The sequence below is a fragment of the Paenibacillus sp. SAFN-117 genome, from assembly GCF_051966115.1.
GTDB classification, from domain to species: Bacteria; Bacillota; Bacilli; order Paenibacillales; family NBRC-103111; genus Paenibacillus_L; species Paenibacillus_L residui.
This window is the reverse complement of record NZ_JBQCLK010000001.1, coordinates 131,907-149,099: the sequence shown is the minus strand read 5'-3', so window position 1 is coordinate 149,099 and position 17,193 is coordinate 131,907. Positions and strand designations below refer to the sequence as shown.

The following is a 17,193-nucleotide window of genomic DNA, read 5'->3' as shown; positions in this document are numbered from 1 at the left end:
AACGCGCAAACATGGAGGAACAGACTCGGGTCCATTCATCCGGCCGCGCTCATCATGTACGGTCTGATTGCTTGGTTCGTCGTGGCATTTCTGATTTACCCGAATTTGAACATTTATTATGAAATTTTTTTCAAGGGCGGCACCTTTTCGTTCGAGCCGGTGGAGAAGCTGCTGTCGTCCAAGCGGGCGATGACAAGTTTGTATAACAGCTTTCTGCTGGCTGTGTCGCTGGTCATTACGGTTAACATTGTCGGCATCACACTGGTGCTCATTTCAGAGTACTTCGCTATCAAAGGTGCGAAAATATTGCGGCTCGGCTACTTTACGACCTTGATCTACGGCGGCGTCGTGCTGGTATCGGGATATAAGTTCGTCTATGGAGAAAACGGTTTCATGACGAAGCTGCTGTCGAGCGTGTTTCCTTCCTTCGATACGACCTGGTTCCACGGTTACTGGGCGGTGCTCTTCGTCATGACGTTCGCCTGCACGTCAAACCATGTGTTGTTTTTGGGCAATGCAATTCGGAAAATTGATTATCAAACGATTGAAGCGGCAAGAAATATGGGGGCTTCCACATTCTATATTTTGTGGCGGGTCGTTCTCCCTGTACTAAAACCGACCTTGTTCGCGCTCACGATTTTGGTTTTCCTAACAGGTCTGGCCGCGACGTCCGCTCCTTTAATTCTGGGCGGTACCGAGTTCCAAACGATTACGCCGATGATTTTGACATTCTCCAAGAGCATGACCTCCAGAGATTTGGCCGCCTTGCTGGCGCTCATTCTCGGCTTGGCTACGCTCATTTTGCTGACGATTATGATTCGTCTCGAACGTAGGGGCAACTTTATGTCGGTTTCCAAAGTCAAGTCGGAGCTGGTCAAACAGAAAATCGAAAACAAGTTTGCCAATATCGCTGCTCATGCGCTTGCGTACTTTCTGTTTATTCTATACATCATACCTGTCGTGCTGATCGTTATTTTCTCGTTTAGCGATGCGCACAGCATCGCGACGGCTACACTGAGCCTGAGCAGCTTCTCCTTGGATAACTATGTGCTGGTGTTCTCGAATATGGCTGCGTTCAAGCCTTACCTGGTAAGCATCGCGTATGCCGCATCCGCGTCCATCGCCGTTGTCGTACTTACTTTGGCCGCTTCGCGTATTTTGCACAAGTATAAAAACAAGTGGGCAACAGCTTTGGAATATGCGCTGCTGATTCCGTGGATGCTGCCGTCTACGTTGATCGCCATCGGCCTGATCGTCACCTTCAATGAGCCGCGGCTTGTCATCGGGAATTCGGTGCTGGTAGGAACCGTCTGGATGCTGTTTCTCGGCTATGTGATCGTACACATCCCGTTCACGCTGCGGATGGTCAAAGCGTCTTTCTTCAGCCTGGACAGCAACCTGGAGGATGCGGCAAGAAATTTGGGGGCGAAGACGTTCTACACCTTCCGCAGAGTGCTGCTGCCGATTATCCTGCCGTCGACGCTCGCCGTTCTGGCGCTAAACTTCAACAACACGTTGGCCGATTACGATTTGACCGTATTCCTGTACCATCCGTTGTACCAGCCGCTCGGCATCGTCATCAAAAACAGCACGGACGCGCAGGCGCTGGCCGATACGAAGGCATTGACGCTCGTCTATTCCGTCATCTTGATGATTATGTCCGCCATAACGCTCTATTTTGTGTACGGAAGAAGGAAAAGTTCGTAAGAAGGGACAAAGAAGCAGAATAGTCTGCTTTTGATTTGGCCAAGTCAACCGTTTGAGGAGGACTGGAAGGTTGCGGGTTTTGCAATATTCATGGCTTAGGTTTCCAAGCACTCTACGGGTGGCTTGCGGCGGGTTTGCATAACTGTGCAGACACCGCCTTTTTTATTGTCTCCTGCCTCTGTATGGATTTCCCCGGTTTCCGGGTGCCGTCTCACTTTTCTCCGTTTGATCCTCCGAGTACTGTATAAACCACTATCGAAGCGAAGCAAGAAGATCGACCTCGTTTAGAGGAAGGTTTAGACGTCGACTCCAAGTAGAGTGCGGACGGAAGGAATACGCTTCTAAGGCCACACGTCTCTGTAGGGGGACTCAATCTGTGGCTTCGGATGACCGCAAAACAGGGCGGGACAAAATAATGGATTTTACATTGGAAGAGGAAATATTTTAGAATATGGTATATTCTAATCTTTTAGCCGGCCATTCAGATAGCAGATTAAGGAGATAGAATCATGACCAAGCAAACATTATTATTCGATCTGGACGATACATTGATCCATTGCAATAAATACTTTCAAGGGGTTATCGATCATTTTGCCGAGCAGCTGGCCCTGTGGTTTGCAGAATACCGGCTCGGCATAGACGAAATCAAGCAGAAGCAGCTGGATATCGACATTTCCGGAGTCACCCGGTTTGGGTTTACTCTGGAGCATTTTCCGCAATCGCTGGTGGACACTTATTTGCACTTCGCCGCGGTTTATGGGCGGCCGGTCTCGGAACGGGAAACCGCTTGGCTGAAGGAACTGGGATGGTCGGTTTACGATCAGGATGCCGAGCCTTATCCGTACATGGCGGAAACTCTGGAGGAGCTGCGGACCGACGGGCATCAGCTATGCTTGTATACCGGCGGGGTTCCGGCCGTCCAGCAGAAGAAGGTGAAGAAGGCGGGGCTGGAAGCTTTCTTCGAAAACCGCATGTTCGTCCGCCGGCACAAAAATACAGAGGCGCTAGACGAAATATTGAAATCCGGCCCCTTTGACCGCAAGCGGACCTGGATGATAGGCAACTCTATAAGAACCGATGTGCTTCCCGCCCTGGAAAACGGGATTCATTCCATCTATTTGCCTTCTCCCAACGATTGGGAGTTTAATCTGGTAGAGGTAAATGCCGAGCCGCAGGGAGCTTTCCTTACTCTATCCTCGTTAAAAGAAATCCGGTATGCCATCAGAGAGTATACAAGCTCCGGATAGGGGTATTCCCGAAAGCAGCCATTTGGTTAAACGCCGCTTTTTCTGCTGGTGCCGTGCAAGCGGAATGGCGCGTCTAACTGTATTTTGTACAGGTAGATTCAAGCGAATGGGCGAAAATGATCAAACTAACTGGATAAACTACAGTTAAAATGGGCAACTTTGGGCGAAACGGCTGTTTTGGCGCAAACTAGCTGTAGGTTTTCCAGTTAGTTTCCATATTTCTTCCGAATATAGAAATCTAACTGTATGGAATCCATTTAGTTTTCAAATTTCACACTATTGAAGCAATTCAACTCTATTCTACCTGGAAAATCCATCCATTTTCATCATCTGATGGTGTCGCGGTCAGCGGCATGGGGGTCTAGATGGAAAAAATGTACTTAGAATCGAGTTTTTTTACTGATATCGTCCTTTTAGCACAAACTAGCTGGAGGTTTTCCCGTTAGTTTTCTTTTTTTACCTGAAAGGAGCAAAACTAACTGGATGAAATCCAGTTAGCCCCCCCCAGGCCTCTTTATCTACTTAAACAGTGGATTTGGAGGTTTTTTTTGGCCTGTTAAGCTCGATTCCTGAAGTCTCATAATCTCTCAATAATTTGTCCGGGCCGGTTCTATCTTCCGTTTTCGTTTCATAGATTGCTTAGTAGACAAACAGCTGCAGCATTCTACGAGACTAACTAACGGGATCGGAGGAAGTAATATGAAATGGACAGCGTTCACGATGGATTTAAGCAAAATACGCAAAACCGCGCAAAATGTCCGGGTAATGAGCAAAAATCTGATGATTCTATCTCTCAGTACGCTGTTATTTTTTCTATTTCTGGGATTGGCGGGCTATGCTCAAACCTATTTGAAGAACTCTCCGCTCTCCTCTATGAAAGGATTGGCGGCGCAGGTTTCCAACGATTTCTTTATCGACATGATCGGACTGGAGATTCCGCAGCTTAACCGGGAGAGGGAATCTACCTTTTCGGGGGAGAATGTGTTCGGGTTTCTGTTTCGTTTGGTTACCGATATTAACCCGAAGGATCCCAAAACCTTGCTGGCGAGAGAAGTTCCCGGCTTAGGGAATGCGAGCGCAACACCCATCCGGGGAACCGGTACAGGAGCTCCGCCCCAGGATTATGGCCCGCCTCCGGCTGACGACAAACCGGGTTCGCAAGGTGAGAATCCCGCCGTTCAGCCCCCGGAAGAGTCGCCGAGCCCTGCTCCATCGCCGCAGCCTTCATCCCAGCCTCCGCAGGAGAAGCCGACGACCGGGGATAAGAAAGTGGTGCTCATCTATCACACTCATTATGAAGAGTCTTGGGTGCCGGAGTTAGGGATCGAAGAAGCGGATAAGGCTTACGACGAGAAGCTCAACATTACGCTAGTAGGCAAGAGATTGGCCGAGAAGCTCGAGGAGAAGGGGGTAGGGGCAGTCGATTACAGCCCCGAATACAAGAAAACACAGGCGGACTACAGCTGGTATAAATCCTACAAATATTCCCGAAATACCGTGAAGGAAGCTTTTGCCGCCCATCCGGAAATTAATTTCGTGTTCGATATTCACAGAGATTCCCTTCCCCGCGAGAAAACGACAGCCCGAATTGACGGCGTAGATTATGCCCAGGTCTATTTCATCATCGGACAGAAAAATCCGGATTGGGAAAAGAACGAACAGTTCGCCGCCCGCATTCACGACAAGCTGGAGCAGAAAATGCCCGGGCTGTCCCGGGGAATCTGGGGGAAATCGGCTCACCAGGGAGATGCCGAGTATAACCAGTCCTTGACCCCTAACAGTGTGCTCATTGAGATTGGCGGTCCCTTCAATACGTTGGAGGAAAGCTACCGCACTGCAGATATATTGGCCGACGTGATTTCCGAAATCTATTGGGATGCGGAGAAGGTGGATGCTCCCGCCGGCGCGTCCAACGGATGAGGTGGCAGGATGAAGCGCTTCTCGTACCGCTTGTTATTCGTAGCTTTAGTGTTCGCTGCAGGTATTTTCTACGGGATAGATGTGGTATCTACGGACCATGAACCGGCCGGAGCGGCGCGCTTGCTAGAACCCGACCGGCCGCCCGGCGGCTCTGCTACCTCGCCTTCGGATGCCGCAGCGGCTTCCTCCGTCCGTTCGGAGGGAACGAACTCCTCAAGCTCTCCCGGCGGTGTCCGTACCTCTGATACGGGCCGCCAGCCTCAAGACGGATCAGCCTCCTCATCCGCAGCCAAGAATGAATTCGGCAGGGAGGGGGCTTCCCCGGCCGGGCCGTTCCGCCCGGAGCCGGAGCTTAAGATTAGCGAATCCTTCTTGAACAAGCTGCTGAACAAAATCGGGGAAGCGGTCCGTTGGCTTTCCGAGTTGGGCATGAGAGCGGTTATCGGGTTAGTGGATTGGATATTTGGCTGAAGCTATTCGGCTAAAGCTATTCGGCCAATAGCCTCTTTTTTGCAATTTCATTGATGCGGGTTCCCCCGGCATGCTATAATGATTGTCATTGTATATTGCTCTTTTGGGGGTAAGCATGACGGACATTCGTGTAAGACAACAAAACATTAGAAATTTTTCAATCATTGCGCATATCGACCACGGGAAATCGACGCTGGCCGACCGGATTTTGGAATATACCGGAGCATTGACGACGAGGGAAATGCAGGATCAGGTGCTTGATCAGATGGATCTGGAACGGGAAAGAGGAATTACGATCAAGCTGCATGCCGTCCGCTTGAACTATAAGGCGGATGACGGCAATGTCTACATTCTCAACCTGATCGATACTCCCGGACACGTCGACTTTACTTATGAAGTGTCCCGAAGCCTGGCTGCCTGTGAAGGGGCTCTGCTGGTCGTCGATGCGGCGCAGGGAATCGAAGCCCAGACTTTGGCTAACGTGTATCTGGCGTTGGACAATGATCTGGAAATTCTGCCGGTCATTAACAAGATTGACCTGCCCAGCGCCGAACCGGAGCGGATTAAGCAGGAAATTGAGGATGTCATCGGCCTGGATGCCAGCGAAGCGGTGTTGGCTTCCGCCAAGGCCGGGATCGGGATCAAGGAAATTCTGGAGCAGATTGTAACCAAGGTTCCCGCTCCCCAGGGAGATCCGGATGAGCCGCTTAAAGCGCTTATCTTCGACTCCCATTACGACCCTTACAAAGGGGTTATAGTCTACGTCAGGGTTGTGAACGGATCGATCAAGGCCGGGTCCAAAATCAAATTCATGGCGACGAACAAAACGTTCGAAGTCATTGAGGTCGGAGCGTTTATGCCGAGGATGTCGATCGTGGACGAGCTATATGTCGGCGATGTCGGGTTCATTGTGGCCGGTATCAAGAATGTTAAGGATACGCGGGTAGGGGATACGGTCACCGATGCCAAGAATCCGACGGCCGAGCCGCTGCCCGGCTACCGCCGCATCAATCCGATGGTGTTCTGCGGAATGTATCCGATTGAAACATCCGATTACGATGATCTGCGCGAAGCCTTGGAGCGTCTGGAACTGAATGACGCCTCCCTCAGCTACGAGCCCGAAACCTCTTCAGCGCTCGGCTTCGGATTCCGGTGCGGATTCCTCGGTTTGCTTCATATGGAGATTATTCAGGAACGGATCGAGCGAGAGTTCAATATTCCGCTGATCACAACGGCCCCGAGCGTTGTCTTCAAGGTGACGCTGACCAGCGGGCAGACGGTCGAAATCGATAATCCTTCCAATTATCCCGAGCAAGGGAAGATCGAATACGTGGAAGAGCCGTTCGTTAAAGCTTCGATTATCGTTCCCAATGATTTTGTCGGTGCGATTATGGAGCTGTGCCAAGGCAAGCGCGGGGAATTCATCAATATGGAATACCTGGATACCAACCGGGTAACGCTGACCTATGACATCCCGCTGTCCGAAATCGTCTACGATTTCTTCGACCGGCTGAAATCGTCCACCAAAGGCTACGCTTCGTTCGACTATGATTTCTCCGGTTACAAGCGTTCCAATCTGGTGAAGATGGATATCTTACTAAATGGAGAGCAGGTAGACGCATTGTCGTTCATCGTGCACCGCGACCGGGCATACCATCGCGGGCGCCAAATCTGCGAGAAGCTGAAGGAACTGATCCCGCGCCAAATGTTCGAAGTGCCTATTCAGGCGGCGATCGGCCAGAAGGTGCTTGCCAGGGAGACGGTTAAGGCGATGAGGAAGAACGTATTGGCGAAATGTTACGGTGGGGATATTTCCCGTAAACGTAAATTGTTGGAGAAACAGAAAGAAGGAAAGAAGCGGATGAAACAGGTCGGAAGTGTAGAAGTGCCGCAGGAGGCGTTCATGGCGGTTCTCAGCCTGGACGACAATTGACGGTAGACACACCGGCTGCCGCTGCTGTTCCGGCAGGAGGCTTACAGCCTTCCTGCCTTTTTGTTAGTATGGATCCATTCAAGCAGGATTCCATCTAATCTATGCTTCCAGTCAGAAGCAATCCCGAGGAAAGTGAGGATGCCCTTATGAAGCCGTTCTTCACCCCCGCTTCGGCGGTATATATTCATATCCCATTCTGCACCAATAAATGTCACTATTGTGATTTCAACTCTTATGTGCTTAAAGGACAGCCTGTGACCGAATACCTGGATGCGCTGGAACGGGAAATGGCGATGACGGTAGAGCGTTTCCCCGCCGGGAGGGTGGAAACCGTATTTGTAGGCGGCGGTACTCCTACGGTATTGCTGCCTGATCAGATGGAGCGGTTTCTGGACCTGGTGCAGACGTACTTTCCGGATCGGACGGACCATTTCGAATTTACGATGGAGGCCAATCCCGGTACGACCGATGCGGAGAAGCTTGCGGTCATGAAAGCCGGCGGGGTTAACCGGATCAGCTTCGGGGTCCAATCCTTCGATCCTGAATTGCTGAAACGGATCGGTCGTATCCACTCGGTGGACGATGTATATGAAAGCATTGAGAATGCGAAACGGATCGGCTTCTCCAATCTGTCCATCGACTTGATGCTCTGTCTGCCGAAGCAAACGGTCGGGATGATGAGCGATTCCCTGGACAAGGCGCTTGAGCTGGATTTGCAGCATTATTCGATATATGCGCTCAAGGTGGAGGAGAATACCTTATTCCACAAGCTGTATCAGAGAAATGAGCTGCCGCTTCCCGAAGAAGAGGAAGAGCTGTCCATGTACTTGATGACGATGAACAAGCTGAAGCAGGCCGGATATGCCCAATATGAAATCAGCAACTTTGCCATTCCCGGATTCGAAAGTCGGCATAATTTAATGTACTGGCATAATCGCAGCTACTACGGATTAGGAGCCGGTGCGCACGGTTATATGGAAGGGGTGCGGCATATTAATGTCAAAGGCATCCAGCCCTATATCGACGCAACCCGGCAAGGGCTTCCGGTTCTGGAGGCCAATGAAGTCAGCCGCGGCGAAGCGATGGAGGATTTTATGATGGTCGGCTTGAGGGTGCTGAGCGGGGTCTCGGAAGACGATTTTGCCGATCAATTCGGCGAAAGCCTGATGGAAGTGTTCGGCCCGGTTATTAACCGTTTGACAGAGCAGGGGCTGCTGGAAGCAGGCGAAGGCAGAGTTCGGTTATCCGATAAAGGAATACTGCTTGGCAATGAAGTTTTCGCCGAATTCATCGGAATTTTATCTTGAATTGATTATTCATAGTGTTGTATATTTATACGTAACTCTTTTAAAAGTTCAGGAAAAGGATTTCAAATATTCAAGAGCAAATTCAAGAGAAAGCCAAGGGAAATCCAACGGATAACGGCCAAGACTTTCTCTTACTCGGATCTGGTCGAAGCAGTCTGATAATCCTCCGGACTTCTAAATAAGAACGTTGTAACAGTATTTGGATTTGGCGGTGATGACGATGGCTGTAATCTGTAGAAAAGCGGCGGAGCATGATTTGGATGCTTTATATCAGCTAATTGACGGCTATGCCCAACAAGGAATTATGCTGCCCCGTTCCAAGGAACTGCTTAAATATTCCCTAGACAGTTTTGTCATTGCGGAAGAGGAAGGCCGTTTGCTGGGCTGCGGCTCCCTGTGCCAGTTAGGACAGGAGTTGGTTGAAATCCGTTCTCTGGGAGTGGCCGAGGGCTGCAAGGGCCGGGGAATTGGCCGAAAGCTGGTCGATTATTTAATCCGGGAAGCGAGAGAGAAAAAAATTCCCAAGATTATGGCTTTAACCTACGAGGTCGCTTTTTTTGAAAAAATGGGCTTCACGGTTGTACCAAAGGATATTTTCCCGGAAAAGGTATGGACCGACTGCATTCATTGCAAAAAGCAGCATTGCTGTGACGAAATTGCCGTGCTCAAACGCTTGGATTAACTTGACAACTTGCGTTTGGGTCTGGTATTTTTGTAGTATCACTTAGCACTCGTTTGAGTGGAGTGCTAACGAAGGACGCGGCAGCTTATCCGCGCCTATAACGGCTAACCGCACTCGCAACTGCATGGGAGGGATTGACATGTTGTCCGAGCGCCAGAGAAAAATATTGAACGCCATCGTTGATGATTACATTCGATCCGCTGAGCCTGTCGGCTCCAGAAGCATTTCCAAGCGGGGAGATGTGGCTTTCAGCCCGGCAACGATCCGTAACGAGATGTCCGATTTGGAGGAAATGGGTTATTTGGAGCAGCCGCACACTTCTGCGGGCCGAATCCCATCCCATAAGGGATACCGTTATTATGTAGACCATCTAGTCAAGTATGGAACCTTATCCAGTCACGAGCTGAATGTGATGAAGGTTTTTTTTGCTGAGAAAATACAGGAGATGGAACAGATCTTCCAGCATGCGGCAACCATTCTTTCCGGATTGACCAATTATACGTCCATTGTTCTCGGACCCGAGGTGTTCAGCACTACGCTGAAGCATCTGCAAATCATTCCGCTGGATGAAAGGACCGGGGTGGCGATTTTTGTCACGAATACCGGGCATGTGGAGAACCGCATTGTCCAAATTCCGGATGGCATGTCGATCTCGGAAATCGAGAAGGCGGTTAACATCCTGAATGCCAAGCTGACCCAGGTCCCGCTCTTTCAGCTGAAATCCAAGCTGTATAACGAGATAGGCACCGAGCTGAGCAAGCATGTCACCCAATACGAAGAGCTCATCCGCACGGTCGAATCCGCTCTGGAACATAACGAGCAGGATCGAATCTATATGAGCGGGGCAACCAATATGCTGATCCAGCCGGAGTTTAAGGACGTCGATCAAGTCAAGCTCATTCTCGATACATTGGGAGAAACTCCGGCGATCATGAAGCTGCTGGACGACCTGCCGGAAGGGATTCAGGTCCGGATCGGAAGCGAGAACTCGCTGGAGGCGATGAGCAACTGCAGTCTGATCACAGCCACTTACTCCTTGGACGGACAATGTCTCGGAACGGTTGGAATTCTCGGCCCGACCCGAATGGAGTACGGCAAGGTAATCAGCTTGCTCGATTACGTCTCCAAGGATATGGCGCTGCTGCTGGCGCGTTGGTATAAATAATAGAGGAAGGATACCAGGCGAATGAGTCAAACGAAGCAAGGCCATTCCGAAGGAGAGGAACGGCATTCCGCACTGTTGAACAATGCGGGTGCCGTAAGGGCCATTTGTTCGGCCGTAGAGGGAACGCTCGGCCCCAAAGGGCTTGATACGATGCTCGTGGGCGGTCAGGGAGATGTCCTGATAACGAACGACGGAGCCACGATTCTCGAGCAGATGGATGTCTCCCATCCCGCCGCCCGGCTGATGGTGCAGGTCGCCCGATCGCAGCAGCTGTTGGTTGGCGATGGCACGACAACGGCTACCGTGCTGTCGGGAGCGTTGGTCGCCGAAGGAATCGCCGAGGTGCTGAAGGGGGTTCCCGTGGCGAAGGTGGTGGCCGGAATTCAGGAAGGAGTTCGGCTTGCCATCGGCTATTTGCGGGAGCGGACACGTCAAGTGTCCGGCACGGACGATCCGATTTTATATCGGATCGCGTATGTGGCGGGCCGTGAGCGCGAAGAGATCGCCGACCTGGTGATCCGGGCCGCCCAATATGCCGGCACCCGAAGATTGTGTGAGGAAACCTACCGGCTGGCGGATGCCGTCGTTCCATCCGCAGCCGAACACAGCGAAGTATGGCCGGGAATCCTGATCAACCGGCAGCCGTCCATGCTGCCATGGCTTGCAGAATTGCCGGAACAGCGAGTCCTGGTCCTTCAGGATGCGCTGGAGCCCGAACAAACCGAGGAAGAAGCTTTAAAGACCGAATCGGGATTTAAAGAATATATGCTCCGAAGGAACAGATTCCGAAGCCAGCTTGAACAATTGGCGAAGCTGGGGATCGGCGTCATCGCGGTCGACCGCGGTGCCGATCCGGAAGCGGAACAATTTTGCGCCGACCGCGGAATCTTCCTACTGACACGGGTTCCCCGCCGGGAGCTGCGGTTATTGTGCGAATTTACCGGAGCCAGGCCGGTCCGCCGCGCCGCTTTGGAGAAATCACCGGAAGAATTAGAGGTCTTTCTTGGCCGCGCCGGCAAAATCGGGTATGACGAGCGGCTGGAGAAGGTTAAAATAGCAGAAGGCGGAGGCCGTCCGGCCGTCTCGATTCTGGTGGGAGCCAGCACCCGCGAAGTCGGCGGCGAGCTGTCACGGATCGCGATGGACGCGGCCGCTGCAGTCCAGGCCGCACTTCGCGGGGGGTATGTACCCGGCGGAGGAACCATCGAGCTGGCAGCCGCAAGGGAAATCGAACGGCATCGCGAGACGGTTCACGGAATGGAGGCGTTCGGCTTGTCGGCCGTCGCCCGCGCTCTGCGCAAGCCTCTTGCACAAATAGTCGTTAACGCAGGCTACAACCCGCTGGAGAAGGTGGAGCTGGCCAAGGCTAGCCAAGCGGAGACGAATTCCGATGCCATCGGTATCGATTGCGATACCGGGGAGCTGATCGATTGTCTCGAGAGGGAGATTGTCGATCCGGCTTTGGTCAAGATCCATGCCATCCAAGCGGCGGGGGAAGTAGCTTCGGCCATTCTAAGAATTCATACCGTTGTTAAGATGAAGCCGGGTTACACGGAACGTGATTAAGTCAGAAATTCTGGAATGTGGAAGTCGGATTTATAGCGTTGGAAAAGCTCTATAAATCATCAATGCTTCCAGTGTAACGCTATTAAGGAGGTGAAACATTCGTGAGTGAACAAGAGAAAGATGCAGCCGTTATAGAAGAGGATAACAACCTGAAGAAGGATAACATAGAAGGTGAAGCCGGATCAGACAAGCCGGAGGACAGCCGGACGGAAGCCGCTTCGGACGGGTCGGCCCAGGCAAGCTCTGCCGGAGAGCAGGCAGATGCCGAGGAGGGCGCCGACGAACGTATGGAGGAGCTTCGCAGGCAGGCGGAGGAAAACTACCAGCGTTATCTGAGAGCCCAGGCCGATTTCGATAATTTCCGCAGAAGAACCCGTCAGGAGAAAGAGGAGTTTGCCAAATATGCTTCTTTGAATCTGATCGAGCAGCTTCTGCCGGTTGTCGATAATTTCGAACGGGCGATCGAATCCAGCAAGGGAACTAAAGATTTCGATGCGCTCGTCAAAGGACTGGAGATGACCTTCCGCCAATTGGATCAAGTGCTTCAACAGGAAGGACTGAAGCCGATTGAAGCGGTAGGCCAGCCTTTTAACCCGGAGTACCACCAGGCGGTTATGCAGGTGGAATCGGAAGAATATGAAGAAGGAATCGTTGTTGAAGAATTGCAGAAGGGCTACGTGCTGAAAGAAAAAGTTATTCGTCCTTCCATGGTCAAGGTCAGCATGTAAGCTTTTCGTGCACTAAGCGGCATTCAACGGCATATGACATATTTGAGGAGGTAGGAGTAGTATGAGTAAAGTAATCGGTATTGACTTGGGAACAACAAACTCATGCGTGGCTGTAATGGAGGGCGGCGAAGCGGTTGTTATTCCTAACCCGGAAGGAAACCGCACCACACCTTCGGTCGTCGGCTTCAAGAAGGACGGCGAACGACTGGTCGGAGAAAGCGCCAAGCGTCAGGCGATTACCAACCCTGATGGAACAGTCGCATCCATTAAGCGCTATATGGGGACTAACCATAAAGTGAGCATTGGCGGCAAAGACTACACAGCTCCGGAAATTTCCGCGATGATTCTGCAGAAGCTTAAGGCCGACGCAGAAGCTTATTTGGGAAGCACGGTATCGCAAGCGGTCATTACCGTACCTGCTTATTTTAACGACAGCCAGCGTCAGGCAACCAAGGATGCGGGCAAAATTGCAGGACTTGAAGTGCTGCGTATCGTCAACGAGCCGACAGCCGCAGCTCTGGCCTATGGTCTGGAGAAAGAAGAGGAGACCATCCTGGTTTATGACTTGGGCGGAGGAACGTTCGACGTGTCCATTCTCGAACTGGGCGATGGAACTTTCGAAGTGCTGGCCACCAGCGGTGACAACAGGCTGGGCGGAGACGATTTTGACCAAGCGATCATGGATTATATGGTTGCAGAATTCAAGAAAGAGCAGGGCGTTGATCTAAGCAAAGACAAAGCCGCTGTTCAACGGCTGAAGGATGCGGCGGAGAAAGCAAAGAAAGAGTTGTCCGGCGTGCTGACGACGACAATCTCTCTTCCGTTTATTACGATGGTGGACGGAGTGCCTCAGCACTTCGAGATGAATCTGTCCCGCGCCAAGTTCGAGGAATTGACAGCTCATTTGGTAGAGAGAACTCTCGGACCGACCCGCCAAGCGTTAAGCGATGCCGGCCTCAGCGCTAACGATATTCAGAAGGTCGTTCTGGTCGGAGGCTCAACGCGTATACCGGCCGTTCAGGAGGCAATTAAGAAATTGACCGGCAAAGAGCCTCACAAAGGCGTTAATCCGGACGAAGTGGTTGCACTGGGTGCAGCGATTCAAGCGGGCGTATTGACAGGTGATGTCAAAGATGTCGTTCTTCTCGACGTTACTCCGCTTTCCCTTGGAATCGAAACCGCAGGCGGCGTCTTCACCAAGATGATCGACCGCAATACGACGATTCCGACCAGCAAATCGCAAATTTTCAGCACCTACGCAGATAATCAGACGAGTGTGGAAATCCACGTTCTGCAAGGGGAAAGAGCAATGGCAGCGGACAATAAAACGCTGGGCCGATTCATGCTCGGAGATATCCCTCCTGCACCGCGCGGCATTCCGCAAATCGAAGTTACGTTCAATATCGATGCCAACGGTATTGTGAACGTATCTGCATTGGATAAAGGCACGGGTAAAAGCCAGAAGATTACCATTACATCCTCCAGCGGTTTGACGGATGAAGAAATCGACCGCATGATGAAGGAAGCTGAAGCGCATGAGGAGGAAGACCGCAAGCGCAAAGAAATGGTGGAAGCGCGCAACGAAGCGGATCAATTGGTATACACAGTCGACAAAACGATCAAAGATTTGGGAGATAAGGTAGACCAGTCTGAAATCGACAAAGCCAACCAAGCGAAGGATAAAGTAAAGCAGGCTCTGGAAGGCAATGATATAGATGCGATTAAGAAAGCGACCGAAGAGCTGACCCAGGTTGTTCAACAATTGTCGGTTAAGCTGTATGAACAGGCTCAACAGGCTCAAGCCGGACAGAATCCGGAGCAAGGGGCTAAAGAAGAGGCCAAAGGCAGAGAGAATGTAGTGGACGCCGATTACGAAGTGGTGGACGACAAGGATAAAAAGTAATATCCGAAATGTTCTTTGGTTGTGGATTTGACTGAAGGGGGTCAAAGTCGGGACCGGCCTGACTTTGACTTTCCTTGCTGTAGGGAGCTTTTTTGACATTCTGTCATCATTCTTAGGATAAGGCAGCCTCCAGAACACCGGCGGAAAGAGGTGAACAAGTGAGTAAACGCGACTATTATGAAGTGCTTGGGGTGGATCGTAACGCGACTCCCGAGGAGATCAAGAAATCGTTCCGAAAATTGGCGAGACAATACCACCCGGACGTGAATAAAGAAGCGGATGCGGAAGAGAAATTTAAAGAAGTTAAGGAAGCTTATGATGTTCTGAGTGATTCCCAGAAACGGGCCACTTACGACCAGTTCGGCCATGTAGATCCTAACCAGGGAATGGGCGGCGGCGGTTTCGAAGGAATGGATTTCGGAGGCTTCGGAGATATCTTCGATATGTTCTTCGGCGGAGGCGGCAGAAGGAATCCTAACGCCCCCCAACGAGGCAGCGACCTTCAATATTCCATGACGATCGAGTTCAAAGAGGCGGTATTCGGGAAAGAGACCGACATTGAAATCCCGCGGACGGAATCCTGCGATCATTGCCATGGCTCCGGGGCAAAGCCGGGAACGCGGCCGGACACCTGTCCGGGCTGTAAGGGAACCGGTCAGCAGGAAGTCATTCAGAATACGGCGTTCGGACGTATTGTCAACCGAAGGGTCTGCTCGCAGTGTAATGGACAAGGGCAGATCATTCGGGAAAAATGCGGCGAGTGCCACGGTACGGGCAAAGTGAAAAAACGGAGAAAAATTCACGTTAAAATCCCGGCCGGTGTGGATGAAGGTGCTCAGCTTCGGGTATCGGGCGAAGGGGAGCCCGGAACGCGCGGAGGCCCGCCTGGAGATTTGTACATCGTTATCCGTGTGAAGCCTCATGAATTTTTCGAGCGTGAGGGCGACGATATCTATTGTGAGGTTCCCCTCACCTTCACCCAGGCCGCGCTGGGCGATGAAATAGAAATTCCTACACTGACGGAGAAGGTTAAGCTGAAAATCCCGGCGGGAACTCAGACAGACACCTATTTCCGATTAAGAGGCAAAGGGGTTCCGAGATTGCGGGGCTACGGCCAGGGAGACCAGCATGTGAAGGTCGTTGTGGTCACTCCGACCCATCTGAACGAAGAACAGAAGGAATTGCTTCGCGCCTTCTCCAAGCTTAGCGGAGAGAAGACGCACGAGCAGAATCAATCGATTTTCGAGCGGATGAAGAAAGCATTCCTCGGGGATTAATAGCGGAATCATTAAAGGACCGGTCGTCTTGGACGATTCGGTCCTTTTTGAATCCCTAGCCGGGTTATGAGCCTTGTGTCTCGCCAAGGAAAACGAATCGGGCGGATCTTGTCAACGAACTAAATAAGCTGGTCCGCATTCCGACGAACAGGAATTTCACATCGTTCATTTGGCTTCCCTAAGTTATCCTTCAACAAGCACTTATAGAACAAGAGCCTGCTCACCGACAGCCATCCTTGTTAGTTGATTTTGCCTCAATTGGACAGATTATTGCATGAACCGGGGAAGGGAAGGTTAAACTATGCGGGATCAGGGAAATCCGCCCCGGCAGAGGCCATTGCAAACCCAGGGAAATCTAAATGTCATGACAAAGATAGTGAAAAGTCCAACAGCGAAAATGTAACGGAACCGGGAGACCCTATTTCGTCAAAATAGGCGTTTTTTTAGATTAAGGGACACAGCTGCGCTTATTGCTTGGAATTCTCCTACTTTCGTGTGAATTTCTTGGGAATAGGGTCATTCGAGTCCGTTAAAATTACCGAAAGACCATTCTGGAGCCATTAAGGTTTCTAGGGTCCGTTAAAACTCCTATACATCGTTATAAGCGATACCGGAAGGCGGCAGGCATAATGGAACAAAAGCGGCGCGAAGTTTTTAACTTAAGCAGGATGCCGCTGGTCTCAGAGATTTAGAGGAAACAGTGATAAGGGAGGATGGACAAAGTGATGAAGGAAAGAGAAAACCCGCAAGACCTGCAAACAATGAATGACAAGAACTTGCCGATAGCCAGAAATGAGGATGTTGAATTCTCGAGAGAGCTCGCCGATGAAGACGATCTGGAGGCTTTGGCAAGAGCGGAAGCGGCGGACGAAAGGGCGGAGTCCTGATGGCGGAGAAAAATATTTTGGCCTATTTCAAAAGCCCGGAGGAAGCCGAGGAAGTGGCGTCCAAACTAAAGGCGATGCGCGCGGTCGATGTGCAGATCGATCGGATCAGCCGGTTTCCCGGCGAGCCGGTGGAAGAAACGTTCAATCCTTTAACGGGGAATGTCAGCGGACTTGGAGCTCTGACCTCCGATGCCGATGTGTCCAATAAGGATGTGGGTGTACTGATTGCGGCCGATGTAACCGCAAGCGGAATGAGCGACGGCCGCCAGGAGGATGTGGTTACGGGCAGGGATATTTTGCTCACGGCCGTCGTTGAGGAAGATATTCACCAGCAAGCTTTAAAAGTAATCGAGGAAAGCGGCGGCCTTGTTTGAGAGCCGTAGGGGCCCTATATTGGAAA

14 protein-coding genes are annotated in these 17,193 nt (G+C 51.4%); all 14 read left to right on the top strand.

Annotated elements, in window-relative coordinates; all coding sequences use genetic code 11:
* Window positions 1-54 precede the first annotated feature (54 nt).
* The 14 genes from ACTHRH_RS00655 (at window position 55) to ACTHRH_RS00590 (ending at window position 17,167) form a co-directional block, all read left to right on the top strand.
* Window positions 55-1,707, top strand: a complete 1,653-nt coding sequence (locus ACTHRH_RS00655; RefSeq protein WP_186328261.1) for an ABC transporter permease — start codon at window positions 55-57, stop codon at window positions 1,705-1,707.
* Between the two features lie 509 nt (window positions 1,708-2,216).
* Complete coding sequence (locus tag ACTHRH_RS00650) at window positions 2,217-2,954, top strand: HAD family hydrolase (RefSeq protein ID WP_144934068.1); 738 nt, start codon at window positions 2,217-2,219, stop codon at window positions 2,952-2,954.
* A gap of 699 nt (window positions 2,955-3,653) precedes the next feature.
* Window positions 3,654-4,874: a stage II sporulation protein P gene (gene spoIIP / locus ACTHRH_RS00645; RefSeq protein WP_379289251.1), complete on the top strand. Its 1,221-nt coding sequence runs from the start codon at window positions 3,654-3,656 to the stop codon at window positions 4,872-4,874.
* 9 nt (window positions 4,875-4,883) lie between these two features.
* Window positions 4,884-5,345, top strand: a complete 462-nt coding sequence (locus ACTHRH_RS00640) for a hypothetical protein (protein WP_144934072.1) — start codon at window positions 4,884-4,886, stop codon at window positions 5,343-5,345.
* A 115-nt stretch (window positions 5,346-5,460) separates the two neighbouring features.
* Complete coding sequence (gene lepA / locus ACTHRH_RS00635; protein ID WP_144934074.1) at window positions 5,461-7,278, top strand: translation elongation factor 4; 1,818 nt, start codon at window positions 5,461-5,463, stop codon at window positions 7,276-7,278.
* 146 nt (window positions 7,279-7,424) lie between these two features.
* Window positions 7,425-8,585: a radical SAM family heme chaperone HemW gene (gene hemW, locus ACTHRH_RS00630; RefSeq protein WP_440413833.1), complete on the top strand. Its 1,161-nt coding sequence runs from the start codon at window positions 7,425-7,427 to the stop codon at window positions 8,583-8,585.
* Window positions 8,586-8,805: 220 nt separating this feature from the next.
* The gene (locus ACTHRH_RS00625) at window positions 8,806-9,267 is read left to right on the top strand and encodes an N-acetyltransferase (protein WP_440413581.1); all 462 of its coding nucleotides are present in this window, start codon (window positions 8,806-8,808) and stop codon (window positions 9,265-9,267) included.
* 139 nt (window positions 9,268-9,406) lie between these two features.
* Complete coding sequence (gene hrcA / locus ACTHRH_RS00620) at window positions 9,407-10,432, top strand: heat-inducible transcriptional repressor HrcA (RefSeq protein ID WP_150960041.1); 1,026 nt, start codon at window positions 9,407-9,409, stop codon at window positions 10,430-10,432.
* Window positions 10,433-10,453: 21 nt separating this feature from the next.
* Entirely contained in the window at window positions 10,454-11,998 is a 1,545-nt protein-coding gene (locus tag ACTHRH_RS00615; RefSeq protein WP_440413578.1) for a TCP-1/cpn60 chaperonin family protein, read from the top strand.
* 101 nt (window positions 11,999-12,099) lie between these two features.
* Window positions 12,100-12,726: a nucleotide exchange factor GrpE gene (gene grpE / locus ACTHRH_RS00610; protein ID WP_225312721.1), complete on the top strand. Its 627-nt coding sequence runs from the start codon at window positions 12,100-12,102 to the stop codon at window positions 12,724-12,726.
* A gap of 61 nt (window positions 12,727-12,787) precedes the next feature.
* Window positions 12,788-14,629, top strand: coding sequence for a molecular chaperone DnaK (gene dnaK, locus ACTHRH_RS00605; protein WP_440413576.1), 1,842 nt, complete (start codon window positions 12,788-12,790; stop codon window positions 14,627-14,629).
* 158 nt (window positions 14,630-14,787) lie between these two features.
* Window positions 14,788-15,906 carry a molecular chaperone DnaJ gene (gene dnaJ / locus ACTHRH_RS00600; protein ID WP_144934084.1) on the top strand — a complete coding sequence of 373 codons (1,119 nt, stop codon included), beginning with the start codon at window positions 14,788-14,790 and terminating at the stop codon, window positions 15,904-15,906.
* A gap of 725 nt (window positions 15,907-16,631) precedes the next feature.
* The gene (locus tag ACTHRH_RS00595) at window positions 16,632-16,793 is read left to right on the top strand and encodes a YfhD family protein (RefSeq protein WP_144934189.1); all 162 of its coding nucleotides are present in this window, start codon (window positions 16,632-16,634) and stop codon (window positions 16,791-16,793) included.
* Window positions 16,793-17,167 carry a hypothetical protein gene (locus tag ACTHRH_RS00590; RefSeq protein ID WP_144934086.1) on the top strand — a complete coding sequence of 125 codons (375 nt, stop codon included), beginning with the start codon at window positions 16,793-16,795 and terminating at the stop codon, window positions 17,165-17,167. Before ACTHRH_RS00595 ends, ACTHRH_RS00590 begins: the two co-directional genes overlap by 1 nt.
* Window positions 17,168-17,193 lie beyond the last annotated feature (26 nt).